Here is a 24362-nt window from a genome sequence, read left to right on the forward strand (position 1 = left end):
AGGTCTTTCGCAAGTGGACGCCGGATTCAGGATGACAGCCGTTCCTGGCTAGTGCAACTAATTGGGCCGCGAAGCTACGGCCACCCCGGAAACCTTCGCTACCATTGCGGTGTATTTACCCCGCTGCCCGACCGGAGAATTATCCGGCCGGGCTACTTCATTTGCCCCGTCCTAGCCTGATTATTCGTGCAAGTAGCTGATTTTCTCCGTTTATACCGCCTTTCGCCCGAATTGCAAGTGCTGGCTTCGCGCCTGCGCGAAGCCGCCAAACCCGACCCCAGCGGCCTGCGGCTGCACCTGCGCGGCCTAGTCGGCAGCCAGGATGCCGTGGTGGCGGCGGCCACCGCGAACGCCCAACACCCGCACGTGTTCATCATGCACGATAAGGAAGAGGCCTCGTATTTTCTGTCCGATTTGCAGCACTTGCTGCCCGAGGGGCCCGAGGTGCTGCTGTTCCCGAGTTCCTACAAGCGGCCCTACCAGTTCGACGAAACCGAAAACGCCAACGTGCTGATGCGTGCCGAGGCCCTGAACCGCATCAACACGACCCGGGCCGCCAGCAGCACCGCCAATAGTGTGTTTGTCGTGACGTATCCGGAGGCGCTGACGGAAAAGGTAATTAACCGGCAGAGCCTGGTGAAGAATACGTTCAATGCGAAGGCGGGCGATAAACTGGACGTGAATTTCCTGGGCGAACTGCTGGGCGAATACGATTTCGAAAAGACGGATTTCGTGTACGAAGCCGGCCAGTACGCGGTGCGCGGCGGCATTGTGGACGTGTTCAGCTACGCCAATGAATTGCCGTTTCGGCTGGAATTATTTGGCAATGAAATAGAGAGCATTCGCACGTTTAATCCCGAGACGCAACTATCGGTGGAAGCCCGAACCAGCATCAGTATTATTCCCAACGTGCAGACCAAAATGCTGACGGAAACGCGGGAGGCTTTCTTTGATTTTCTGCCTCGCACGGCCTGTATTTGGGCCAAAGACGTGCGCCAGACGCTGGACGTGGTGACGGAATTGTACGAGAAAGCCGAAGCCAATTTTCAGCAGATGCTGGGCGAGGCGGGCGGCATGCAAATCGTGAGCAAGCCCGGCGACTTATTCGAATCGGGCAAGAGTTTTAAGAAGCTGCTCGACGAATTCGCGGTAGTGGAATTCGGCAAACGGTTTCATTTCAAGAACGCCGACACCTTTCAATTTACCGCCAAGCCGCAACCGAGTTTCAACAAGGAATTTGAGCGGATGGTGAAAAATTTGAAGGAGAATCAGCTGCGCAATTTCACCACGATAATTACGGCCGACACCGTGCGGCAGGCCGACCGGCTGCGGACGATATTCGATGAATTAGATAACAACGTACAATTTCAGCACTTGCTGCTGGCACTGCGCGAAGGCTTTGTGGATGAGCAGCTTGAGCTGGCCGTGTACACCGACCACCAATTATTTGAGCGGTATTACCGGGCGCAGGAAGCGCGGAAATTTTCGAAGAAAAAAGCGCTGACGCTGCGCGAATTAAAAACGCTGCAACCCGGCGATTATGTGACGCACCAGGACTACGGCATTGCGCGGTTTGCGGGGCTCACGCAGGTGGAGATAAACGGACAGATTCAGGAGGCCATTCGGCTGGTTTACCGGGATGATGACTTGCTGACGGTGAGCATTCACTCGCTGCACAAGATTGCGAAGTACAGCGGCGCGGAAGGCTCGCCGCCTACGATGAGCAAGCTGGGCTCGCCGGAGTGGGAGAACAAGAAACGGTCGGTGAAGAAGAAGGTGAAGGACATTGCGGCCGACCTTATTCGGCTGTATGCCAAGCGCAAGACCGCGCCTGGTTTCGCGTTTTCCATTGATGGCTTTTTGCAGGCGGAGCTGGAATCCAGCTTCATTTACGAGGACACGCCCGACCAGGCCAAGGCCACCGAGGACGTGAAAAACGACATGCAGCAGCCCCACCCGATGGACCGGCTGATTTGCGGCGATGTGGGCTTTGGCAAGACGGAGATAGCCATTCGGGCGGCGTTTAAGGCGGTGGCCGATGGCAAGCAGGCGGCCGTGCTGGTGCCCACCACCATTCTGGCGATGCAGCACTACAAGACGTTTCGCGACCGACTGGCCACGCTGCCGGTGACGGTGGAATACATCAACCGGTTTAAGTCGACGAAGCAGATTAAAGAGACGTTGCAGCGCGTGGCGGAGGGCAAAACCGACATTCTCATTGGCACGCACCGGCTGACGAATAAGGACATCAAATTCAAAGACCTCGGCATCCTCATTATTGATGAGGAGCAGAAATTCGGCGTCAAGACCAAGGATAAGCTCAAGGAATTGAAGGTAAACGTGGACACGCTTACGCTCTCGGCCACGCCCATTCCGCGCACGCTGCACTTCTCGCTGATGGGGGCCCGCGATTTGAGCGTGATTGCCACGCCGCCGCCCAACCGCCAGCCCGTCAGCACGGAGCTGCACGTGTATGATGAAATCCTGATTCGCGACGCGGTGGCGCGGGAATTGAAGCGCGGCGGGCAGGTTTTTTTCGTGCACAACCGCGTGAAGGACATCGAGGAAATGGCCGGCACCATCCTGCGCCTCGTGCCCGATGCCAAAATCACCTACGCCCACGGGCAGATGGACGGCGAGATGCTGGAAAAGCGCATGATGAAGTTCGTGGAGGGCGAATACGACGTGCTGGTTTCGACGAACATCATCGAAAGCGGACTGGACATTCCCAACGCCAACACCATCATTATCAACCGCGCTCACCTGGCCGGCCTTTCGGATTTGCACCAGATGCGGGGCCGCGTGGGCCGCTCCAACCGCAAAGCCTACTGCTATTTGCTGACGCCGCCGGTGGCCCAATTGCCGGCCGATGCGCGCAAGCGCCTAAGCACGCTGGAAGAATTTTCGGACCTGGGCGCGGGCTTTAATGTGGCCATGCGCGACCTGGATATTCGCGGTGCGGGCAACCTGCTGGGCGGCGAGCAGTCGGGCTTTATCAACGACCTGGGCTACGAAACCTACCACCAGATTCTGGACGAGGCCGTGACGGAGCTGAAGGAAACCGAATTCCGCGACTTGTTTATGGGCGACTCCAACCAGCGCCTGCAGATGGCCGCCGGGGCCAGCCGCGCCCACGAATGCAACGTGGAAACCGACCAGCAAGTCCTCATCCCCGAGAAGTACGTGAGCAACGTATCGGAGCGGTTGCAGCTCTACGCCAAGCTCGACCGCGCCCAGAAGCCGGAGGAGCTGCGCAAACTGCTGGCCAGCATGGTAGACCGGTTTGGCCCGCTGCCGCCCGAGGTGGAGCAGCTCGCCGACATTGTGCGGCTGCGCTGGCAGGCCTGCAAGGTGGGCTTCACCAAAATCACGCTGAAGCGCGACACGCTGAAGGGCTTTTTGCCCGCCGATGACGACCACAAGGCTTACTTCCAGGGCGAGCAGTTCGGCACCATTCTCAACTACGTGCAGACGCACGCGCGCACGGCCAGCCTGAAAGAGAAAAAGGACCAGCTGATTGTGACGTTTGAGGAAATCCGGTCCATTCAGCAGGCCAAGCGCGTGCTAAGCGAACTGGGCAGCGAGGAAGCCGTGGCCGTTTAATTTTCGCTTATGAAGCTTCTACTTTTCGGCTTGTTGCTGGGGTTGCTGGCGCAGCCCGTAATGGCCCAGACCACGCCCTACCTGCGCCTCAATCAGGAGTTGGACAGCATCTATACCGCCGACCAGCGGTGGCGCATGATGCTGTTTGACCAGCGCATTTCGCGGCGTCCCGACTCGTTGGCCCGCGCGCTGGGCGTGGCGCGGGAGAACCTGGGGCCCTACATCGGCCGCCAGATGGCACGCACGGATTCGACCAATCTAGGGCGCATCAAAGCCCTTGTGAAGCAATACGGCTACCCCGGCAAGTCGCTGGTAAGCGAGCCCGCGAATGAAACCGCGTGGCTGGTTATTCAGCATTCCGACGACATTAAGCAGTACCTGCCGCTCATCAAAAAAGCCGCTAACAAAGGGGAATTACCCTTCTACCTTTACGGCCAGATGCTGGACCGCCAGCTCATGCGCACCGGCAAGGAGCAGCGCTACGGCACCCAAGCCGTGGGCTACAATGTGACCAACCCGGCCACCGGCCGGCGCGAGGTGCAGCCGCCCTTCGTGTGGCCCATCAAGGATGCGGGCAAGGTGAATGCCCGACGCCAGCAGGCCGGCTTCCGCACCACGGTGGAGCAGAACGCGGCCGTGCTGGGCATCCCCTACCGCGTAGTGACGCTGAAAGACGTTGAGAAAATGCCCAAACAATAAGTATTTATGACCATCCGCTGGCACTGCCTCCCTTTTGAATCCTTCCCGGCCCTGATTCTCTACGACGTGCTGCGCCTGCGCTCCGAGGTGTTTGTGGTGGAGCAAAACTGCGTATTCCAGGACATCGACCGCCAGGACATCGACGCCCACCACCTGCTGGGCTACAACGAAGGCGGCGAGCTGGTGGCCTACGCCCGCCTTTTCGATGCCGGCAAGTGCTACCCCGAAGCCAGCATCGGGCGCGTCATCGTGGCCCAGCCGTTCCGCCGCTTCAGCCTGGGACGCGAGCTAATGCGACAGGCCTTGGCGCACTCCGATGCATTGTTCGGGCCGCAAGCCAACAAGATTGGGGCGCAGCAGCACTTGGAAGGTTTTTACAACGAATTCGGCTACGAGCAATGCGGACCGATGTACGTGGAAGACGGTATCCCGCATATCCCGATGCGACGGGCGTAAGACGAGACACCACGAAAACAAGAACGTCATGCCTCGCTACGCTCGGCATGACGTTTGGCTGTTAAGTTCTTAGCTAATTAGTCACACCCTTCCGGGCCGCAGGCGGGGCCGTCGGCCAGCATCGTCAGGGCCGGTTTGGCGGGCTTGAACTCGTCCCAGACCTTGTCCAGCACCTCCGTGAATAACTCGGTGGGCTGCGCGCCAGATACGGCGTATTTGTCCTCAAACACGAAGAAGGGCACGCCGCGTACGTTGATTTGCTGGGCGTGGTACTCGTCCTGGCGCACGGCTTCGGCGTAGGTGCCGGCCGCGAGGGCGGTGCGGGTTTCGGTGGGGTCAAAACCCAGCTCAACTCCGAGGGCTACCAAGGTGTCGAGGTCGCCGATGTTCTGGCCTTCGAGGTAGTAGGCGGCCATGAGGCGCTCCTTGGTGGCATCCTGCCGGCCGTGGTGGGCCCCGAGGTGAATGAGCTGATGCGCCAGGAAGGTATTGGCCGGAATAGCGCGGTCGAAGTCATAATCTAAACCTACTTCTTTGGCGACGCCCGCCATGTAGTCGTTCATTTTCCGGCCCTCTTCGGCCGAAACGCCTTTTTTCTTGGCCAATGACTCGTGGATGTTCTCGCCGGGAATGGGCTGGAAATCGGGCGTCAGCTCGAAGCTGTGCCACACGACTTCTACTTCGTCGCGGTGCGCGAAGTCTTTGAGGGCATTTTCAAACTTGCGCTTGCCGATGTAGCAGAATGGGCACACCACATCAGACCAGATTTCAACTTTCATATTCTTGATTTTTTAAAGCTACGGAAGGAGCTATAAGGAACGGACGAGCGGAATAGTTTCGGGTAAGCAGGCAGGACAAAAAGAACGTCATGCCTAACACGTTCATAATCCTCGCCCACGCATCGCAGTTAGCTTCCCTGGCGTTTCACGGCCCGCATTCGGGCACCATCCAACCTCAACTCAATCCTCATGGAATACCAAGAACTAGGCAACTCCGGCGTCACCGTTTCGCGCATCACCTTTGGCAGCTGGGCGGCCGGGGGCTGGATGTGGGGCGGCACCGAGCAAAACGACGCCGTAGGGGCCATCCACGCCAGCTACGATTTGGGCGTGACCAGCATCGACACGGCCCCCATTTACGGGCAGGGCCTGAGCGAGGAAATCGTGGGGGAAGCCATCAAGACCCTGCCCCGCGACAAGGTGCAAATACTCACCAAATTTGGCATGCGCTGGGATTTGGCCAAGGGCGACTTCGCCATGAAAAGCAAGGATAACAACGGCCACGACCTCGATGTGTACAAGTACGCGGGGCGCGCCAGCATCATCAAGGAATGTGAGGATAGCCTGCGCCGCCTCGGCACCGACTACATCGACCTCTACCAGCAGCACTGGCCCGACGTGACCACGCCGATTGACGAAACGATGGAGGCCGTGAGCCGCCTCATCGAGCAGGGCAAAGTGCGGGCTGCCGGCGTGAGCAACTACTCGGTGGCCCAAATGCAGGAAGCTGAAAAGACGCTGAACATCGTCTCGAACCAAGTGCCCTACAGCATGGTGCGGCGCGATATTGAAGCCGACGTAGTGCCGCATTGCATCGAGCATAAAAAAGTCGTGCTGGTTTACAGCCCGCTGCAGCTGGGCCTGCTCACGGGCAAAATGAAGCCGGGCCAGCACTTCGATGCCAGCGACCTGCGCAACGGCCACCGCCTGTTCACGCCCGAAAGCATTACCCGCGTGAATGCCACGCTCAACAAAATTCGCCCGCTGGCCGAAACCAAAAACGCCACCCTCGGCCAGCTGGTGCTGCGCTGGACGCTGGCCCAGCCCGGCATCAGCGGGGCGCTGGTGGGGGCCCGCAACCCCGAGCAAGCCGTGCAAAACGCGCGGGCCATCGACCTGAACCTGACTTTTGAGGAGCTCGATTACATCAACAAGCAGCTGGTGGCGCTGCAGTCGGCCCCGGCGTAGCGCGGGCCAGCCAGGGCGCGATACAACGGGTTCCTACATTTACCGGCATGTCGTCTTCCTTGCTTTCTTTCCGCGCTACGCTGGAGTCCGGTGGGCCCAGCTTCATGCCCACCCAAATTATTGTGGTGCCAGCGAAAGTATGGATGGCGCTGGGCGGCAAGGGCCTGAAACGCGTCATTGCCACCATTCGGGGGCGGGCGCTGCGGCTGGGCCTCCTGCCGCTGGAAGGCGGCGGCCGCTACCTGATGCTGAACAAAGACGTGTGCCGGGCGGTGGGCATTGCGCTGGGCCAGGAGCTGGAAGTTGAATTAGAACCCGACCCCAACCCCGACCACATCGACCTACCCGACGAGCTGGCCGAAGCCTTCACTGCCTGGCCCGAGGCCGAAACCGCTTTCAACAGCTACAGTGGGGCGCAGCGCCGGGCCATGGCCCGCCTGGTGGCCGAGGCCAAACAGCCCGAAACCCGCGCCCGCCGCGCCGTGACCCTGGTGGAGCGGCTAGCTCACGGCCGGCACCCGTTTCGGGGCGACTGAGCGGGTAGGCAAGAAACAAACAGAACGTCATGCTGAGCTTGTCGAAGCATCTCTACCGCAGCACTAAAATTAATTAGTTACGCGGTAGAGATGCTTCGACAAGCTCAGCATGACGTTCTTTCAAGGTTGCGCAGCCTGTTTTAATCCTTCAGCACGATACTTACCACCTGCCCCGGACCATCCACGCGGAACTTGCACTCGTTGAAATCGGGCGCGGCCACCGTGGGGCGGATGTTGTTCGAAAAAGCATAGGGCTCGGTGGGAATGCAGAGAAAGTTCTTGTCGACTTTGTCGTTGTTGTTCATGTCCTGGGTGATGGCCACGGCCCACTCGCCCTTGGGCAAATCAACGGGCAGCGTGATTTCGCGCTTGCCTTCGGGCTTTACCGATTTGGAAAACGCCCATTTGCCGCTCTTCAAAAAGCCCGCCCGGGTATTATAGAAATACAGCTTTACGGTGGAGGAAGTAGACACCAGCGCCGACACCTTCACCGTCACGGAGGCAGTATCGGCCGATGGGGCAGCGGCTGGCGTGGCGGCGCCCAATAAAGTAGCACCAATCAATAACGAGCAAAGCGACAACACGTTCATAAGCGGAATTGGCTGAGGTGAGCGAGGGTGGAAAGTATGGCTCCAACGCCCGGGCTCACGCAAAGAGTTCGGCGGCGGGTTGTTTTGGCCCGTTGCCAAACCTACTGGCAGGCATTGAGCAGGGCCTTCATTATGACCGAGCCAAGGCACGTTCAGGGCTTAATTGAGCCGGTCTTCTGTTTTCTTTCTATCATTACAGCCTCATGCCCAACCGCTGCTCCCCATGACCATTCGGCCCCTGCTGCCCCTGGCCCTCCTGGCCACCTTCGCCCTGGCCAGTTGCGAAAAAGACAACGGGGCCTCCCCCACCCAATCGGCCCTGCTCGAAACCCGCTGGCTGCTGGCGAGCGTCGATAATGCCCCGGTGAGCCTCTCCAGCTACTCCGGCACCAGCCGGTCCTACATCGAGTTCGTCGGCCTCGGCAAGTGCACCGTGGGCCTGGGGCCGTGCAACAACTTCAGCGGCCGCTTCAGCCTCGGCGGCGGACAGCAGCTCAGCATCGCGCCCCAGATTCCGACCCGCGCCACCTGCCCCGTGCAGGCCCTCGAAACCCACTACCTCGACAACCTGGCCCTCACCGCCCGCTACGAAATCAGCGGCCCCGAGCTGCGCCTCTACGATGCCGCCGCCGCCGCCCCGCGCCTGGTGTTTCGGCGCGCCGAACGGTAAGGAGGAACTGTGAGCACGCAGCACACCCCGCCCTAATCGAGGCGGCGAAAGAGACGGAAGTACCGGGAGAAGCTGGGGCAGCGGCGTTCGTTACCGCAGCGTAGCTACCCCTTCGCAGAAATATCGGAAACTAGCCGACTCATTTCGAGCAGGAGCTAATTGAGCAGCGATTAATTCTGCTGCTTCAACCTTGAGGTAGCGGTTAGGGTAATAACCGCCTTTTTGCAGTATCCGATGTAGGGTTTCCCAAGTATCCGGCAAGCCATCACAATCCTGGTAAGTGCCCTTAAAATGGTTCGAATGAACCCGAGGAAATGCCGCCGAAATAGCGTCCCGGTCACCCAAGAACCAAGCTTCCAATTCTGAAACGGCTAATCGGGTTAATACTTTAAATGACTGGCCTGCTGGTGCCGTCATTTTACTGAACAATCCAGATTCGGCTACTATTTCCTCCAATTGAATCTTCACCTTTCGACAATCCCGGTCAGCATCCATTAAAATTATGGTAGTGGTCTAAAACGAAATCATTTTGATTTTAATGAGACGAGAGCAGCCTTCGAAAAAGCCGTTTATACGGTTACTCAAAAGCGTGTTTTGCTTCTCGGTTAATTCATTAGATTTTGGTTTTCATCCTCTTTTAGACCACCGCCTAATTGTGTAATCAGAACGTCATGCGGAGCTTGTCGAAGCATGACGCCCTAAATACCTCGTTTATTTTTTTGCAGGCACTAACGTTATGAAGTCAGCTAAACCACCTCCTGTGGCTCCCCCTCTTTTTTGGAGCGGGGGCCGGGGGGTGAGGTTGGCTAGGAGGCAAGCGGCCACCACTCACAGCCGAATATCAAACGCCAGCGGCTCCACCACCCAGGTACCCAGCGCAGCGCGGTATACCACCCGCACCCCGGCCTCAATGGGCGTGCGCAGCCGCAGCACATTGAACAGCACCAAGGCATCGAGCCCCACGTTGCGGTAGCGCAACTGGCCGCTTATCCCCCGAAAATCATTGCCTTGAGCTACATCGCCAAACACGGTGGCCCGCAGGCGCTGCACGTAGAGCAGCCGGCCCAACTCCCAGTGCGTGAAGGCCAGCGGCAGGCTGTAATCAAGACTAGCGGCAGCGAAGCGGTCGAAGCTGGTGTAGCGCTCGCCGCGTGGAAACGACACGGCGGGTACAAACTGGTACTGCAGCTGGTCCTGCCACTGGTAGCCGGCCCGCAACCGGATGGCATCGTGGCGGCGCAGACCGGGCAAAAACACGCTACCCTGCGTGGCCCACTGCCGCGCCCGCAGCCCGGTGCCAAACGGCGTGGTGCGCCAGGTACCCAAGAACGTGCCGCCCCCGCGCGGGGCCACGTCGCGGGCGCTCCGCCGGAGCTGGGTGGCGAAGCTCACCGTGGTTTGCATGGCATTGAGCGGCGTGTTGGAACCGGCTTCGGAGAGCTTGCGCACGGGTAGGTCGTAGCCGTACACCCGTTCGTGCAGGAAATAAGTACCCACCGACAGCCCCTGGAAATACCTGGAATGCGTGAGGTTGAGCGGCAGCCGCAGGCCGGCCGTGAGGCGGGTGTACTGCCACTGGTCGCGGATGGTGCGGCCCCGAAAGAGCACGGCCGCGTCGCGCCCGCCGTAGGTCACGTCCACGTCCAGCACGGGGTAGCGGCCCTGGTAGCTAAGCGCCCCGGTGGCGCTGAACGTGCGCTCCACCTGGTTGTAGCCCACCCCGGCAAATACCTGGGTCGTGCTCAGCAAGTCCTGGGAGCGCAGGCCCAGGCTCACGGCATTGCCGGCCGGGCTCTGCACCACCCCGTAGCTGAACACATTAAAGGCGTGCCGCAGCGGCGAATAGCGCCGCACCCCGTAGCGCGGCCGGGCCGAATCGGGCCGGGCCAGCAGGCGCGGCACCAGCCGCCCGCCGGGCTCCTGCGCCGCCAGCTGCGCAACGTAAATGGCCGGGGCCTCCGTCGTAACGGGAACCAGCGGCACCCAAGTGGCGGGGTCCAGCGGCATTTCCACGATGCGGGCCCCGGTGGCGCGGTAGTCGTGAAAGGCCAGGCGGCGGCCATCCGGCGCTACGGCGGCGTGGTAGGCCCCCAGCGGCCGGCTGGTCACGCGGAAAGTCCGGCCGGTCAGGTCCACGGCGTAAATATTATCCACGCCCGACTGCGACGAGTTGTAGAGCACGTAGTCGCCCCAGGGCTGGGGATTGGCCAGGTTCACGTTGGCCACCGGCAGCAGGGCTTTGGCAGTGCCGCCAGTGGGTCCCTGCCCGGCCGGGTCGAATACCGTAATGGTTTTGCCGGCCGCGCTCAGCGCCACGGCCACCACGCGGCGGCCATCGGGGTGCCAGCGGGGCTGCTGATAAAAGTCGTTGGCGGGATTGGGCAGGGTTTGGATTTCGGCCCCGGTTTCGGCATCCAGCACCACCAGGGCGTGGTGGTAGGCCTCATCGGTACGCACGGCCACCAGGCGGCGGCCATCGGGCGAGAGGGCGGCGGCGGCGTAGCGCGCCCCGCGTCCGATGCGGATGAGCCGGCCGGTTTTCAAGTCCAGCACCTTCAGCTCCGAAGCAATGCGCTGGCCCCAGCGGGCGTGCTGCTGGAACTCGGGCCATACGGCCTTGCCCCCGTTCACCGACAGCATTTCGGGCAGATTGAGCTGGCCGGGCACGTACACTTTTTGCTCAACCCCGTGGCGGCTCAGTAGCACGAACTGCGGGATATTGTCGAGGCCGGTTTTCAGGACCAGCACCGTGCTGTCGGTCACGTATTGCGGGTATTGATACTGAGTGAACACCTTCTCCGAAGCCGCGGCGCGCAGCTCCCGCACCGGCGTAGCGACGGGCTGTGCCGCCTGCTGCGCCCGCCAGACCGAGTCGATTTCCGTCATGGTGCGGCCGTGGAGCTGCTCCACCGTGAGGCCCGTGGTGCGCCGGATGCCGTTGGAAAACGAGAACGGATAGAACGGAAACCGGTAGTAACTGTCCAGCACGTTGGCCCACACATCGGGGCCGTAGTGGGCTTTCAGGTACGTCGTCATGAAGTAGCCCAGCACGTACCAATCGGGCACCTGGTCGCGCAAGGAGCCGTTCACGGCCTTTTGATAAGAGTAGCGCCGGCCGGCCAGCAGGTTGGCCCGCAGCCCTACGCCAAAGCTGGGGATGCGCCCGCGCCCGCTGCGCGTGAGGGCCGTTTCGGTGCCCACGGCATCGCCCTCAAAAAACCACTGCGGCACACCCACGGCGGCCACGCCCAGCGCGCCATCGCCGAGCAGCGGCCCCAGCACCCGGCCCACGCCCTGCCGGGCTTTCTCAAACTGCCCCACGTGGCGCAGCTCGTGCACGGCCAGGCCGTCGAGCCAGTCCACGGTACCCAGCCCGAAGCCCTGCTGCGGCGTGGTAAAAAACTCGGCGTGCCGGGGCAAAAACGTCACGAAACCGTTGCTGACCGTGGTCTGATTCTGCATGACTACCGAAATAGGCCGGGGGCTCACGCCCAGCGTAGCGCCGTTGGGGCCGTGCAGCTGCTCCAGCCGCGCCGCCGTGCGTTGCGCCGCCGAGTCGAGCCCCCCGGTATACAGCACCCGGAAATGCGGGGTGCGCACTTCCTGCCAGCGCAGCGCGGGCGGGTTTTGGCTCAGCACCGGCAGGCTTTGGGAATGGGCCGGCCCGCCAATCAGCAGCCCAAGCAGGCCCGGCAACAACAAACGACGCATATGAGCAAGTATTTCTGGAATGGGCCTTAAAGAACGGTACTCGCGGCTTCTCCGAAATGCGGCGGCGTGATTTTGAGGCCCTGAGATTAAGAGGCAATCCGCGTCAGCGGGGCGCCATTGGCGGAGTACCCGTTTCGCCCCCTCTCTGGTGGAGAAGAAAGCCGAAACGCCAGAATAAAACCCGTACCCCGAGCGGGAAACAAGCGGGAAGCAAGAAGAGGCCCCTGGAGCTAAATCCAAGGGCCTCTTTTCGCTTCATAACCGGGCTGTTTAGACCGACAGCAGCTCCTTATCCGGCACGCTCTGGTCCTTGAGGGTGGCGGTGCCGCGCTCCTTGCGCGTGATGCGCGAGTAGAGGCTGATTTCCTGGTCGAACAGAAACTGAAAGAACAGCTTGGTGTAGCTGGTGTGAGCCAGCAGCGGCTCGTAGAACTCGGGGGCCACGGTTTTGAGCTTGGGCAGGTTGTTCCACGGAATGCTGGGCATGTCGTGGTGCTCGTTGTGGAAGCCCACGTTGAGGTTGATGCCGTTGAGCCGGCCGTAGTAAGAATACGTTTCCTGCTCGGGGCTCAGGGTGAGGTAGTGCTCCTGAATCCAGCGGGCCCCGAGCGGGTGCAGACCCACCGAGAACCAGAAGCTGAGAAAGAGATAAAGCAGGGCCGTCCACCCAAAGAAGTAGACGATGGCCGCATCAAACGCCACCTGGGCCACGATGTTGGCCACTACGTAGCGGTCTACGGTGGCCACTTCGCGGCAGCGCACGGTGCGGATGAGCTGAAACACGGGAAAGAAAAACAGCCAAATGGCCTTGCCGATGCTGTAGTTCCGAATCAGCTTGGCCTCGTACCAGTCGGGCAGGTCGGCGTCCAGCTCGTGCACGCCCTGAAACACGTGGTGCTTGATGTGGAAATTCTTGAAGCTGATGGCCGTGGGGAAAATCGACGGAAAGTTGGCCAGAATGCCGGTGGCCACGTTCTGCCACAGCTTACGGAACACCAGGTTGTGCGCCGCCTCGTGAATCACGACAAACAGCGTGTGCGAGAAAAACGCGCCCACCAGGTAGGCCACCGGGATAGTCCAGTACCAGGCCTGGTTGCGCAGCAGGTAAGCCAGCCCCACCTGGGCCACCACGCAGCCCGCCCCGATGAGAAACGTAGCGGGGTTGCGCGTCATCAGCTGCTTCACCTCGGGGTGGGCCTTGATGATTTGGCGGGTGCGTACGCGGTGCGGCTCAGTGGCCGTGGCAACGGTGAAAGTAGTAGGAGCTGAAGCCATAAGAAGCGGAAAGCAAGCGCGATAATAAGAAGTGCGTCTGGGCTTTCAGACAAAAATACGGTAATTAGGTTCAGGTCCGGGGCCGGCCCCACGCTACATCTGCGCCAGCCAGGCCTTGGCGGTGTCAATGTCGTCGAACGTGGCTACCACCGAGCTGCCCGTGGTGAATTGCAGGGTCAGGTCTGTAGACAAACGGCTGTACAAATTGGGCGAGTACACCCAGGCAAGATATTGCAGGCCCACGGCCGTTATCATCGGAAACCACACCTTGCCGCCCCACTCGGCGGCCTCACTCCACATACTGGTTACGCGGGTATTGTCGTTGAGCACCTTGTGGCAGCGTTGCAGCTGCATCAGTCGCAGCACCTCCAACGCGCCGTGCTGCACGCTGGCCAAATCCTGCTCGCCGTGCCAGTCGGCGTAAAGCCATTCGTTCAGGTGGTCGTAGGCAATGGTAATGTGAGGGTCTTCAAGCAGGATTTGCAGGGCCATTGGTCATTTAAAACAAAACGATTCTTCGCTACGGTCAATACGTAGAAAAAGATTCGTGCTCGGTTCTCCTTTCTGCAATTATCAATTTAGCACCATTGGCGGGGGGTACCAACCTGCGTTAAATACGCATTCAAAAACATGCGTCTTTGTTCTGGCCCCAATCCCCTCCCGTTTTGGCCAAACCGGCACGCCCCGAACAGGTGATGCCTGCCCCGGGTTGTGCTCATGACCAGGCTTGCCGCCAAGCCAAGTGAGGCCGGAATTCGTATGGTCTTTTTGCTGTTCGGCAAGGGCTGTAAGGGTGGCGGCGGTAGCGCGTCTATCCGCGGGCACCGGCTGGTTATGGCCTCCATTCACGTTCGTTTCTAACCCATGAAAAACCGCTTGAAATCTTTTGCCAGCCTGAGTGTGCTGGCCTTCACGTTTGCCTGCGGCTCGCAGCAGCCGGCCGAGGCCCAGAACCCGCCGCGCTCCACGGCCGGCTTTGCGCCGGCCAACCTATCGGGGCTGGCCATGGCCACCTTCGCCGGCGGCTGTTTTTGGGCCCAGGAAGAGGCCTTTGAGCAAATAAAAGGCGTGAAGCAGGTAGTCAGTGGCTACGCCGGCGGCTCCAAAGCCAACCCCACTTACGAGCAGGTGGCCGAGCAAACCACCGGCCACACCGAAACGGTCCAGATTTATTACGACCCCAAAGTGGTGAGCTACCAGAAGCTGACCGACATTTTCTTCACTGCCTCGCACGACCCCACGCAACTCAACCGTCAAGGCCCCGATGCCGGCCCCGAGTACCGGTCGGCGGCCTTCTACCGCACGCCGGAGGAAAAGAAAGTGCTGGAAGCCACCATTGCCAAAGTCAACACTTCGAAGCAATATGGCGGCAAAATCGTGACCCAGGTGGTGCCGTTCCAGAAGTTCTGGCCCGGTGAAGACTACCACCAGGGCTATTACCGCCTGCACCCCGAAAACGGCTACCTCGCCCATGTGTCAGCCCCCAAAGTAGAGCACGTGCAGAAGCTGTTTCCCAAAGACCTGAAAAGCCCGCTATAATCAGTTCAACGGCTACCCATCAGGGTGCTGACTGGGTGCTGAAAACCCCGACCAAACAGGTCGGGGTTTTTGTTTTTTTAACTGGCTAAATTGCATTCCCAGCCGCTTCCGGGGTACTATCTTTGGTTGCTACTGGGCTACGCGAGCTGCTCCGTTTTTCTGTAAGGCCGTTTATGTCTACCTCTGCCCCGTCCGCGCTGGATTTTGAATTGCTGTTTGCGGCATTGCCCGCGCCGTTCGTAGTGCTGAACCCGGACGGCCAGGTCCTGGCCCTGAACGCCGCGCTGGCCAAATTACCGGGCATCGGCGCGGCCACCGACTGGCCGGGCCAGCCCCTGACGGCTTTGTGCGCAGCCCTGCTGGCGCAGGGCCATCACCTGCCCCCGGCCGATGCCTGGGCGGCGGGCCTGCTGGCTGTTCGCACCGGCGAACCCCAGGTTCTGGAGCCCAACTGGAAGAACCTGCAGGAGCAGCCCTACCCCGCCGCGCAGGCTTACTGGCAAGCCACGCTGCAGCCCGTGCGGGCCCCCGCCACCGCCGAGCTGCGCTACCTGTTGGTGCGCCTGCTGGATGTGACCGAGCAGTTGCAGGCCGCCGCCACAAGCACCGAGCAGCTGCGGCAAATCCTGGCCCAGTCGCCGGCCCTTATTGCAACCGTGGAGGGTCCCGAGCACCGCTTTGCCTTCACCAACCCGGGCTACAATGCCATGACGGAGCACCGCGCCCTGCTTGGCCACCCGCTGGCCGAGTGCTTTCCCGAGCTCGTGGGCCAGGGTTTTCTGGCCGTGCTCGACCAGGTGTACCGCACCGGCGAGGCGTTCGGGGGCCAGGAAACGCCGCTGGTGCTCACGCACCCCGACACCGGGGAGCGGCGCAAGTTTTACGTCGACTTTTCGTACCAGAGCTTGCGCGACTACACCGGTCAGGTAACCGGCGTGCTGGGTTTTGCCGTGGATGTGACCGACCAGGTGCGAACCCGTCGGCAGGCCAAAACCCTCACGGCGGAAATGACCCGCCGCGACGAGCAGGTGCGCGCCATCACGGCTTCCGTGCCCGTCTTTATTCTCAACTTCGACCCCAACGGGGCCATCACCTACATCAACCCGTACTTTTACGAATACACGGGCACCGACCCCACCGCCCCCTTAGATGATGCCTGGCTGGCCATTCCCGACGACGACCGCCCCGTCGCGAGTAGCCTGAAAGCTGCCACCATGGCCACTGGCCAGCCTGGGAAAGCCACGTTCCGGTGCCGCCGCCACGATGGCGCGCTGCGCTGGTTCCAAACCAACGTGCAGCCTTACACCGATGCCCAGGGCCAGCTGGCGGGCTTCAGCGCGGCCATAATAGAAATTCACGAGCTGCAGGAACGCACCGAGGAGCTGACCCGCAGCCGCGCCGATTTTGCCGCCCTGGCCGACAATATTGCGCAGCTGGCCTGGATAGCCGATGCCACCGGCCACATTTTCTGGTACAACCAGCAGTGGTACGACTTCACGGGCGCGACCCCAGAAGAAATGCAAGGCTGGGGCTGGATGCAGGTGCACGACCCGGCGCTGGTAGCTGGCGTGAACGTCCGGTACCTGGCCGCAATTCAGGCGGGGCAGCCTTGGGAAGACACCTTCCCGCTACGGCGGCACGACGGGCAGTTCCGCTGGTTTCTGAGCCGGGCGCGGCCCATTCGGGATGCCAGCGGCACGGTGGTGCGCTGGTTTGGCACCAACACCGACGTGACCGAATTGCGCGCGCTGCAGCAGCGGCTGAGCAACAGCGAGGAGGAGCTGCGCATCCAGGCGGAAAGCCTGCCGCAGCAGGTATGGACGGCCAGCCCCGACGGCGCGGTGGACTTCTACAACCACCGCACGACCGCGTACCTGGGCGAGTCGATGGAGAAAAACGGAACGGCTTACTGGCTCAACTTTGTGCACCCCGACGACCGCCTCCGGGTGCAGGAGCGGTGGCAGGCCGCCATTTCCAGCCAGCGCTACTACGAGGCCGAGTTTCGGCTGCGGCGCTACGATGGGCAGTACCGCTGGTTTTTGGGCCAGGCCCAGGCCCGCCGCGACCCCGGCGGGCAGGTGCTGAAGTGGTACGGCACTAACACCGACGTGCACCAGCAGCGCCAGTTGCAGGAGCAGGTGCTGGCCAGCCAGTCCCGCTTCCAGCAGCTGCTCGAAACCCTGCCCCAAATGACCTGGACGGCCAACTCCAGCGGCAGCGCCACCTACTACAGCCAGCGCTGGTACAAGTTCACCGGGGCCACGTTTGAACAGCTCCAGAACTGGGGTTGGGAACAGCTCGTGCACCCCGACGACCTGTTTGGCACCCTGAACAAGTGGAACCACAGCCTGGCCACGGGTGAGGCCTTTGAGGATGAAAGCCGCTGGCGCGACCAGCACGGCCAGTATCGCTGGTTTCTGGTGCGGGGCGAAGCCATTCGGGACAAGCACGGCGCGATATCGGTGTGGGTGGGTGCCCACACCGATATCCACGAATTTAAGCAGGTGCGGCAGCAGCTCGAAGCCCAGAACGCCCGCCTCACGCGCACCAACGAGGACCTCGACAACTTCATCTACACGGCTTCGCACGACCTCAAGCAGCCCATCAACAACATGGCCGGCATCTTTGAGGAGCTCACCCGCACGGCCTACTTCCGCGACCCCGACGCCATCAAGCTCATCAGTTACTTTGAGCGCGCCCTGGCCCGGATTTATGGCACCATCGACGACCTCAGCGCCATTGTGCAGGTGCAGCGCCAGCAGCAGGAAATGCCCGCCGAAGCCGTGGAGCTGGCCCCGCTGGCCGACGAAGTCATCAGCAGTCTGCAGGACCAGGTGCGGCAGCTCGGGGCCACTTTCGAGCTGGACTTTGCCACCTGCCCGATGGTTGATTTCGTGCGCCTCCACTTGCAAAGCGTATTCTTCAACCTCATCAGCAACTCCCTCAAGTACGCTGTGCCCGGCCGCCCACCCTGCATCCGCCTCCGCAGCACCCCCGACCTGCTCACCGGCCGCCCCATCATCACGGTGCAGGACAATGGCCTGGGCATCGACCTGGAGCGGTTCGGGCCGCAGCTGTTCCAACTGTTCCGCCGTTTTCACTCCCACGTCGAGGGCACCGGCATGGGCCTCTACCTCATCAACCGCGTGGTGCAGAATCGGGGCGGCCGGCTGGAAGTCAGCAGCGTGGTGAATGAGGGCACCACGTTTCGTATCTATTTGTGAGGTTGGCGGTTCGCTTGGCGAGTCGAACAATGTCATGCCGAGCTTGTCGAAGCATCTCTGCCGCGTAACAAATCCACTCAATTGGTTTACTTGCGCAGTAGAGATGCTTCGACAAGCTCAGCATGACGTTTTATTAGTTTAACCGCCCCAAACCTTACCTCTTTGCTCCAGTCCAAACTCCCCGACGTCGGCGTCAGCATCTTCACCCAAATGACCCTGCTGGCCCAGGAAACCGGGGCCATTAACCTGGCCCAGGGCTTTCCGGACTACGACCCGCCGCAGGAATTGCTGGAGGCGCTGGCCCGCCACGCCCGCACGCCCGGCCACCATCAGTACGCGCCCATGCCGGGCCTGCCGCGGCTGCGCGCCGCCATTGCCACCCAGGTAGCCCGCCTGCACGCCAATGCCCCCGCCCCCGACCCGGCCACCGAAATCACCGTCACGGCCGGGGCCACCGAGGCGCTGTATGCTGTGATGGCCGCCGTGGTGCGCCCCGGCGACGAAGTGGTGGTGTTTGAGCCGGCCTATGATTTATACGGGCCGGCCATCCGGCTGCAGGGCGGGGTGCCGCGCTACGTGCGCCTGCCCGCCCCGCACTTCCGGCCCGACTGGGACGCCGTGCGCCGGGTGGTGTCGCCCCGCACCCGACTGGTGCTGATAAACACGCCGCACAACCCCAGCGGGGCCATTTTCACGGCCGACGACTGGCACGAGCTAGCCCGTCTGCTGGCCGGCACCGATGCCCTCGTGCTCAGCGACGAAGTGTATGAGCACCTGGTGTTCGACGGCGCGCCGCGCATGAGCGCCCGCCAGCACCCCGAGCTGCGCGAGCGCAGCTTTGTGCTCTCGTCTTTTGGCAAAACCTACCACGCCACCGGCTGGAAAGTGGGCTACTGCATTGCCCCGCCCGCCCTTACGGCCGAGGTGCGGCGCGTGCACCAGTTCCTCACCTTTGCCGTGAGTACGCCCACGCAGCACGCCCTGGCCGACGTACTCGAGGCCGACACAACCGATGCCCACGCCCACGGCCTGACCAGCTTTTATCAGGCCAAGCGCGACCAGTTTCGCGCCCTGCTGGCGGATGCTGGCTGGGAGCTGCTGCCCGTGCCCGGCGGCTACTTCCAGCTAGCCCGCTACAGCGCGTTCGCCTCGACGGGCGACCTGGCTTTTGCCGAGTTTCTGGCCCGTGAGAAGGGTGTGGCCGTGGTGCCGGTTTCCGCCTTCTACCACGATGGGTTTGACGATGGGTTGATTCGATTCTGCTTCGCCAAAGAAGAAGCCACGCTGGAAGCAGCGGCGAAATGCCTGCGGTAAGCGGAGACGTGATGTGATAAGAGAAAAGACGAAACGTCATGCCGAGCGTAGCCGAGGCATCTCGCGTGCCGAACTAATTCAGTCGCTTGCTGCGCCGGCCTTCGTTCACCGATGCGGGCGAGATGCCTCGGCTACGCCCGGCATGACGTTCTTTGGGGCGACGCCTGACGCTTATTGAAGCTCCGCACCCTCCCATGCCCGACCTCACCGTTTCCTTCGTCCAAACCAAGCTGCACTGGCAGGACGCCGCCGCCAACCGGGCCACTCTCGATGTGGCCCTGGCTGGCCTCAGCAGTCCCACCGACCTCATCGTTCTGCCCGAGATGTTCACCACCGGCTTCAGCATGGAGGCCGAGGCGCTGGCTGAACCGATGGACGGCCCCACCGTAGCCTGGCTGCGCGCCCACGCCGCCGCCCACCACGCCGTGGTAACCGGCAGTATCATCATCGAAGAAAACGGTGCTTACTACAACCGCCTGCTTTGGGTGCGCCCCGATGGCAGCCTGAGCACCTACGACAAGCGCCACCTGTTCACGCTGGCTGGCGAGCAGCACACCTACACCCCCGGCACCACCCGGCTGGTAGAAGAGTGGCGCGGCTGGCGCATCTGCCCGCTGGTCTGCTACGACCTGCGCTTCCCCGTCTGGAGCCGCAACCAGCCCGTGCAGCCCTACGACCTGCTGCTGTATGTGGCCAACTGGCCCGCCGTGCGCCGCACCGCCTGGACGACCCTGCTCCGCGCCCGCGCCATCGAAAACGTGGCCTGCGCCCTGGGCGTGAATCGTATTGGCCAAGATGCGAATGGCCACGAATATGCCGGCGACTCTGCTTTGCTCGATGCCAAAGGCAATTATTTGGCGGAGGCCCACGCTCAACCGGGCATCTTCACCCACACCTTGCGGCGGGCCGAATTGGATGAATTCCGGGCCAATTTCGGCGCACTAAATGACGGTGATGCCTTTGAATTAGGTACCTAAAAACCCGACAATAAAAAAGCCCTGTACGGGGCTTTTTTATTGCTGATTACTGCACGGCCAGGCGCTGCACGGCGGTGGCTCCGTCGGTACCCACCACGCGCACCAGGTACACGCCGGCCGCGAGGCCTGCCAGGTTCAGGGAGTGGCGGCGTAGCGAAGCAGTACCGTTTTGCACTACGCGGCCGGTCAGGTCGAGGACGGTGAGGCGCGTGGGCATGGCGGTTTCGACGGTTGCCGTGGCGGTGGCCGGGTTGGGGTAAATGCTCAGCGCCAGGGCGCGGGCCGCCTCAGCGCGCGTGGCGGTGAGCACACGGTTGCGGGTACCGTAGCTGATGATGCCGCCGGCCTGGGTGCCCACCAGCAGTTCGGGGGCTCCGTCGCCGTTCAGGTCGGCCGCGGCCAGGCCGTAGTGCGCGTAGGTACCCTTGCCGAGGCGGGCCAGCTCAAACTGGCCATTGGCGGGGTTATACACCACATCGGTGCGCTCCGAGAAGATGGTGCTCTGGGCGCGGTAGTTCGAAAACAGGCGCAGCAGGCCGGTGGCATCGGCGGTAACTAAGTCGGCCAAGCCGTCGCCATCAAAATCGGCCACGGTGGCGCTCAGGTTGAAGGGCCGGGCCCCGGTGGCTTCGCGAATGCGCCCAAAGTCGTTATCAACGAGTACAAACGCACTATCAAGAGCCCCGCGGCCCCGGTTGCGGAAGTAGCGCAGCGCCATGCCCGGCTCGCGTACCTCGTTAGTGCCGATGAGCAGGTCGACGTAGCCATCGCCGTCCACGTCGGTGAAGCAGGGCATGTCGCCCTTGGTGTAGGGCAGCACGCCCGTAGTGGCCGGGCCCTGGGGTTTGAAACTCACCCGGTTGGCGATATTGAGTGCTGCGGGCTGGCCGGCAGCGGCCGTGTTCAGCACAAAATAGATAAGGTTGACGCCTTGGTAAAACGACGCGTAGGCCAGGTCCAGCGCCCCGTCGCGGTTCAGGTCGACCAATACCGGCTTGAGGCCCTGCATGCCCAGGGCAGCCAGGCCGAGGTAGTCGCTGCTCACGAGCTGAAACACGGGCCGGGTGCGGGTGCCCGCGTTGCGGTAGTAGCTGAGGCTGGCGCGGTACACGTTGTTCACGCGGTCGGCGTGGTTACCGATGAGCATGTCCGGCAAGCCGTCGCCGTTGAGGTCGCCGAAGGTGGGCGCGGCTCCCTCACTCACGTCAATCATCTCGCTTTGCAGGAAACCAGCGGGGCGGTAGGTGAACGTGGGCGGGCCGCCCGGGCCGTTTTCGAAGAGCTGCACGGAGTTTTTCAGGCTCACCTGGTCGGCGAGGTTGCTGACCATGTTGGGGGCCACCACCAGGTCGGGACGGCCATCGAAGTTGGCATCGAAGGAATAGCCCGCCGGGAATACAGGCACGCGCACCGGCGTAGCAGCCGAGGGAAACTGCGAGCTGATACCGGCCTGCGCGACTACCGGGGCCGCGGTGGTGCCCTGGTTGAGCAGGCGGGTGAGCTCGGGGCAATTGTCGCGGCCGTCGAGCAAGTCCTGGTCGCCGTCGCCGTCCAGGTCCACCAGCAGCAGGCTGTGGCCACCGGTGTGGTTGGGCCGGCGGGCCGTGAAGCACGGCTGGCCGTTGAACTGGTACTCGGAGCAGCCCCCACAGGCCTGAATACCGCCCCAGTTATCGGTGGCGATGGTGAAGGTGAGGGCGTTGCCGCAGGTGCCGGGGCTGGTGTTGAGGTACTGCTCGATGAACGACGAGCCGGCGAAGTCATAGGTCATGATGTCAAGCTTGCCGTCGCCGTTCACGTCCTGAATAGCGGGCAGGTTGTAACCGCCCACCACCAGATTAGCCGTGCCGGCGAAGTTGCCGGAAAACCGAATTTCATTGGCCGTCAACTGGAAAGAGGGCTGACCAGCCGCCAGCACGTTGCGAAAGATGCGAATGCCACCGTTGCCGGCGTAGGTGAACAGGTCGGGGCGATTGTCGCAATCGTAGTCGCGCAGCAAGGCCCAGCCTTCCAGGTCGGCCGGAAACAGGGTTTCGTACTGCGGCGCGTACTGCCAGCGGCGGCCGGCCGGAGTGCCCGGCGCAGCCACGCTCAGAAAGGTGTGGGCGCGGCTGCTCTCGTGGTCGAAAGCAAACAGGTCAAGCTGACCGTCGTTGTTCAGGTCGATGGTACTGAATTGGGGCGTGTTGAGGCCGCCGGCCCAGGCATTGCGAAGGGTATCGGTGCCGTGCACCACTTTAGCCACCGGCTGATACTCAAAGCCAAACCGCCCGCCCGATTGGGCCCGGGCGGCCAGCGAAAAAGCCAGCAGCGCCAGCAACAAAGTGTAGGAACGAGGCATAGGAAGAGAATTACCGGGGAAAGCAGGAAAGAAGCGCCGCGCTTGCTACAAAAATCACGCCCACCTTTGCGGTAAGTTACATTCCCTTTGTCACTTTTGCTTATGCCCACGCCGCTCTATTCCCAGTACTTAGCCACCGGTGGCCAGGTCAGCACCGATTCGCGCCAGCCCCAGCCCGGCACCTTATTCTTCGCGCTCAATGGCCCCAGCTTTCGGGGGGCTGATTTCGCCGCACAAGCCCTGGAGAAAGGGGCCCGCCACGCCGTTATCGACGATGCCGCCCTGGCTGCCACCGACCCGGCCCGCTACACCTTCGCCCCCGACCCGCTGCTGGCGCTGCAGGAACTGGCCTGGGAGCACCGCCAACAGTTCGCTATTCCGGTGCTGGCCATCACGGGCTCGAACGGCAAAACCACCACCAAGGAGCTGCTCACGGCCGTGCTGGCCCAGCAGTTCCGGGTGCTGGCCACCATCGGCAACCTGAACAACCACATCGGGGTGCCGCTCACGCTGTTGCGCCTGCGCACCGGCGAGCATGACTTTGCCGTGATTGAGATGGGAGCCAACCACCGGGGCGAAATCGCAAGCTATTGCGCCTACACCGAACCGACCCACGGCCTCATCACCAACATCGGCAAGGCCCACCTCGAAGGCTTTGGCGGGGCCGAAGGCGTAGCCCTGGGCAAGGGCGAGCTGTTCGATTACCTGGCCCGTACCGGCGGCACCGCCTTCGTAAACACGCTTGATGCCCGCCTGCCCGGCCTGGCCGCCGCCGTGCCCACGCGCCTCACCTACCCCAGTCCGGCTGATATTTACCCGGCTATACTCCTCTCGGCCGACCCCGCCGTGGCCCTGCGCCTGGCCGATGGCACCGACGTAGCCGCCCAGCTTACCGGCGACTATAATTTTCCCAATCTAGCCGCCGCCGCCGCCGTGGGCCAGCATTTCGGTATCTCAACCGATAAAGTGGCTACCGCGCTGGCGCGCTACAATCCGCAAAACAACCGCTCGCAGCTGGTGCGCACCGCTGCTGGCAATGAGCTGGTGCTGGATGCCTACAACGCCAATCCCAGCAGTATGGCTGCCGCCCTGCGCAGCTTCGCGGCGCGCCCGGCAGCAGCCAGCCAAACCAAGCTCGTGCTGCTCGGCGACATGTTTGAGCTGGGCGACGAGAGCGCCGCCGAGCACCGCCAGCTGGGTCAGCTACTCGCGGAGCTGCGGCTGCCCCAGGTGCTGCTCATCGGCCCGGAAATGACTTTGGCCGCCGCCGAAGCGCCGAGAGCCCAGCACTTCACTACCAAAACCGCAGCGGCTGACTGGCTACGGGCAAACCCCATGCGCGGCCAGCAAGTGCTGATAAAAGGCAGCCGCGGCATGGCCCTGGAAACGCTGGTGGAACTGCTGTAGCGAGTGAGTGAGGGAGGGAGGGAGTGACTGAGCACCGTTTAAACGTCACTCAG

18 protein-coding genes are annotated in these 24362 nt (G+C 62.0%); 11 read left to right on the forward strand and 7 right to left on the reverse strand.

The features are described from left to right. The first annotated feature begins 186 nt into the window (after positions 1 to 186). From mfd to IEW17_RS12460, 3 genes are read left to right on the forward strand one after another with little or no spacing between them, the layout of a single operon-like run. Positions 187 to 3603, forward strand: coding sequence for a transcription-repair coupling factor (mfd, locus tag IEW17_RS12450; RefSeq protein ID WP_188562373.1), 3417 nt, complete (start codon positions 187 to 189; stop codon positions 3601 to 3603). Positions 3604 to 3612: 9 nt separating this feature from the next. Continuing rightward, on the forward strand, positions 3613 to 4302 hold the full coding sequence (locus IEW17_RS12455) for a DUF6624 domain-containing protein (protein ID WP_188562374.1): 690 nt from the start codon (positions 3613 to 3615) through the stop codon (positions 4300 to 4302). A 6-nt stretch (positions 4303 to 4308) separates the two neighbouring features. Continuing rightward, the gene (locus tag IEW17_RS12460; protein WP_188562375.1) at positions 4309 to 4758 is read left to right on the forward strand and encodes a GNAT family N-acetyltransferase; all 450 of its coding nucleotides are present in this window, start codon (positions 4309 to 4311) and stop codon (positions 4756 to 4758) included. A gap of 77 nt (positions 4759 to 4835) precedes the next feature. Here the strand turns inward: IEW17_RS12460 and IEW17_RS12465 are convergent, their stop codons facing one another. Continuing rightward, positions 4836 to 5537, reverse strand: a complete 702-nt coding sequence (locus tag IEW17_RS12465; protein ID WP_188562376.1) for a DsbA family oxidoreductase — start codon at positions 5535 to 5537, stop codon at positions 4836 to 4838. A 189-nt stretch (positions 5538 to 5726) separates the two neighbouring features. Between IEW17_RS12465 and IEW17_RS12470 the strand changes: the two genes are divergently transcribed. Together IEW17_RS12470 and IEW17_RS12475 are read left to right on the forward strand one after the other, a co-directional pair. Then, the gene (locus IEW17_RS12470) at positions 5727 to 6725 is read left to right on the forward strand and encodes an aldo/keto reductase (RefSeq protein ID WP_188562377.1); all 999 of its coding nucleotides are present in this window, start codon (positions 5727 to 5729) and stop codon (positions 6723 to 6725) included. 47 nt (positions 6726 to 6772) lie between these two features. Then, the gene (locus IEW17_RS12475; RefSeq protein WP_188562378.1) at positions 6773 to 7261 is read left to right on the forward strand and encodes a YdeI/OmpD-associated family protein; all 489 of its coding nucleotides are present in this window, start codon (positions 6773 to 6775) and stop codon (positions 7259 to 7261) included. Positions 7262 to 7401: 140 nt separating this feature from the next. Here the strand turns inward: IEW17_RS12475 and IEW17_RS12480 are convergent, their stop codons facing one another. Further along, the gene (locus IEW17_RS12480) at positions 7402 to 7851 is read right to left on the reverse strand and encodes a DUF2141 domain-containing protein (RefSeq protein ID WP_188562379.1); all 450 of its coding nucleotides are present in this window, start codon (positions 7849 to 7851) and stop codon (positions 7402 to 7404) included. A 223-nt stretch (positions 7852 to 8074) separates the two neighbouring features. Between IEW17_RS12480 and IEW17_RS12485 the strand changes: the two genes are divergently transcribed. Next, on the forward strand, positions 8075 to 8521 hold the full coding sequence (locus tag IEW17_RS12485) for an META domain-containing protein (protein ID WP_188562380.1): 447 nt from the start codon (positions 8075 to 8077) through the stop codon (positions 8519 to 8521). Positions 8522 to 8611: 90 nt separating this feature from the next. Here IEW17_RS12485 and IEW17_RS12490 read toward each other — a convergent pair whose 3' ends face one another. From IEW17_RS12490 to IEW17_RS12505, 4 genes are all read right to left on the reverse strand, one after another. After that, positions 8612 to 9016, reverse strand: coding sequence for a DUF4276 family protein (locus tag IEW17_RS12490; RefSeq protein WP_188562381.1), 405 nt, complete (start codon positions 9014 to 9016; stop codon positions 8612 to 8614). Positions 9017 to 9349: 333 nt separating this feature from the next. Continuing rightward, a complete protein-coding gene (locus IEW17_RS12495) occupies positions 9350 to 12232 on the reverse strand; it encodes a TolB-like translocation protein (RefSeq protein WP_188562382.1) in 2883 nt (960 codons plus the stop codon). A 270-nt stretch (positions 12233 to 12502) separates the two neighbouring features. Continuing rightward, entirely contained in the window at positions 12503 to 13507 is a 1005-nt protein-coding gene (locus tag IEW17_RS12500) for a fatty acid desaturase (protein WP_188562383.1), read from the reverse strand. A gap of 93 nt (positions 13508 to 13600) precedes the next feature. Then, entirely contained in the window at positions 13601 to 13999 is a 399-nt protein-coding gene (locus tag IEW17_RS12505; RefSeq protein ID WP_188562384.1) for a hypothetical protein, read from the reverse strand. 372 nt (positions 14000 to 14371) lie between these two features. On the opposite strand from IEW17_RS12505, the gene msrA reads away from it, so the two are divergent. The 4 genes from msrA (at position 14372) to IEW17_RS12525 (ending at position 20561) form a co-directional block, all read left to right on the forward strand. Beyond that, entirely contained in the window at positions 14372 to 15046 is a 675-nt protein-coding gene (msrA, locus tag IEW17_RS12510; RefSeq protein ID WP_188562385.1) for a peptide-methionine (S)-S-oxide reductase MsrA, read from the forward strand. Positions 15047 to 15219: 173 nt separating this feature from the next. Beyond that, positions 15220 to 18270, forward strand: a complete 3051-nt coding sequence (locus IEW17_RS12515) for a PAS domain S-box protein (protein ID WP_188562386.1) — start codon at positions 15220 to 15222, stop codon at positions 18268 to 18270. A 162-nt stretch (positions 18271 to 18432) separates the two neighbouring features. Next, positions 18433 to 19584 (forward strand): methionine aminotransferase, encoded by a 1152-nt coding sequence (locus IEW17_RS12520; RefSeq protein ID WP_188562387.1) that lies wholly within the window; start codon positions 18433 to 18435, stop codon positions 19582 to 19584. 194 nt (positions 19585 to 19778) lie between these two features. Then, positions 19779 to 20561, forward strand: coding sequence for an amidohydrolase (locus tag IEW17_RS12525; RefSeq protein ID WP_188562388.1), 783 nt, complete (start codon positions 19779 to 19781; stop codon positions 20559 to 20561). Positions 20562 to 20607: 46 nt separating this feature from the next. Here the strand turns inward: IEW17_RS12525 and IEW17_RS12530 are convergent, their stop codons facing one another. After that, positions 20608 to 22902 (reverse strand): T9SS type A sorting domain-containing protein, encoded by a 2295-nt coding sequence (locus IEW17_RS12530; protein WP_188562389.1) that lies wholly within the window; start codon positions 22900 to 22902, stop codon positions 20608 to 20610. Between the two features lie 102 nt (positions 22903 to 23004). On the opposite strand from IEW17_RS12530, the gene IEW17_RS12535 reads away from it, so the two are divergent. After that, entirely contained in the window at positions 23005 to 24309 is a 1305-nt protein-coding gene (locus IEW17_RS12535; protein WP_188562390.1) for a UDP-N-acetylmuramoyl-tripeptide--D-alanyl-D-alanine ligase, read from the forward strand. The last annotated feature ends 53 nt before the right edge of the window (positions 24310 to 24362 follow it).

The organism is Hymenobacter frigidus, assembly GCF_014640435.1.
In the GTDB taxonomy this organism is placed as follows: Bacteria; Bacteroidota; Bacteroidia; order Cytophagales; family Hymenobacteraceae; genus Hymenobacter; species Hymenobacter frigidus.

What these genes read in the sequence shown, in the direction of transcription:
- IEW17_RS12535 (WP_188562390.1), top strand. Translation starts at nt 23,005, where the DNA reads ATGCCCACGCCGCTCTATTCCCAGTACTTAGCCACCGGTGGCCAGGTC.
- IEW17_RS12490 (WP_188562381.1), bottom strand. Translation starts at nt 9,016, where the DNA reads ATGGATGCTGACCGGGATTGTCGAAAGGTGAAGATTCAATTGGAGGAA.
- IEW17_RS12460 (WP_188562375.1), top strand. Translation starts at nt 4,309, where the DNA reads ATGACCATCCGCTGGCACTGCCTCCCTTTTGAATCCTTCCCGGCCCTG.
- IEW17_RS12495 (WP_188562382.1), bottom strand. Translation starts at nt 12,232, where the DNA reads ATGCGTCGTTTGTTGTTGCCGGGCCTGCTTGGGCTGCTGATTGGCGGG.
- IEW17_RS12485 (WP_188562380.1), top strand. Translation starts at nt 8,075, where the DNA reads ATGACCATTCGGCCCCTGCTGCCCCTGGCCCTCCTGGCCACCTTCGCC.
- IEW17_RS12530 (WP_188562389.1), bottom strand. Translation starts at nt 22,902, where the DNA reads ATGCCTCGTTCCTACACTTTGTTGCTGGCGCTGCTGGCTTTTTCGCTG.
- IEW17_RS12475 (WP_188562378.1), top strand. Translation starts at nt 6,773, where the DNA reads ATGTCGTCTTCCTTGCTTTCTTTCCGCGCTACGCTGGAGTCCGGTGGG.
- IEW17_RS12465 (WP_188562376.1), bottom strand. Translation starts at nt 5,537, where the DNA reads ATGAAAGTTGAAATCTGGTCTGATGTGGTGTGCCCATTCTGCTACATC.
- msrA (WP_188562385.1), top strand. Translation starts at nt 14,372, where the DNA reads ATGAAAAACCGCTTGAAATCTTTTGCCAGCCTGAGTGTGCTGGCCTTC.
- IEW17_RS12470 (WP_188562377.1), top strand. Translation starts at nt 5,727, where the DNA reads ATGGAATACCAAGAACTAGGCAACTCCGGCGTCACCGTTTCGCGCATC.
- IEW17_RS12480 (WP_188562379.1), bottom strand. Translation starts at nt 7,851, where the DNA reads ATGAACGTGTTGTCGCTTTGCTCGTTATTGATTGGTGCTACTTTATTG.
- IEW17_RS12455 (WP_188562374.1), top strand. Translation starts at nt 3,613, where the DNA reads ATGAAGCTTCTACTTTTCGGCTTGTTGCTGGGGTTGCTGGCGCAGCCC.
- IEW17_RS12525 (WP_188562388.1), top strand. Translation starts at nt 19,779, where the DNA reads ATGCCCGACCTCACCGTTTCCTTCGTCCAAACCAAGCTGCACTGGCAG.
- IEW17_RS12505 (WP_188562384.1), bottom strand. Translation starts at nt 13,999, where the DNA reads ATGGCCCTGCAAATCCTGCTTGAAGACCCTCACATTACCATTGCCTAC.
- IEW17_RS12515 (WP_188562386.1), top strand. Translation starts at nt 15,220, where the DNA reads ATGTCTACCTCTGCCCCGTCCGCGCTGGATTTTGAATTGCTGTTTGCG.
- IEW17_RS12500 (WP_188562383.1), bottom strand. Translation starts at nt 13,507, where the DNA reads ATGGCTTCAGCTCCTACTACTTTCACCGTTGCCACGGCCACTGAGCCG.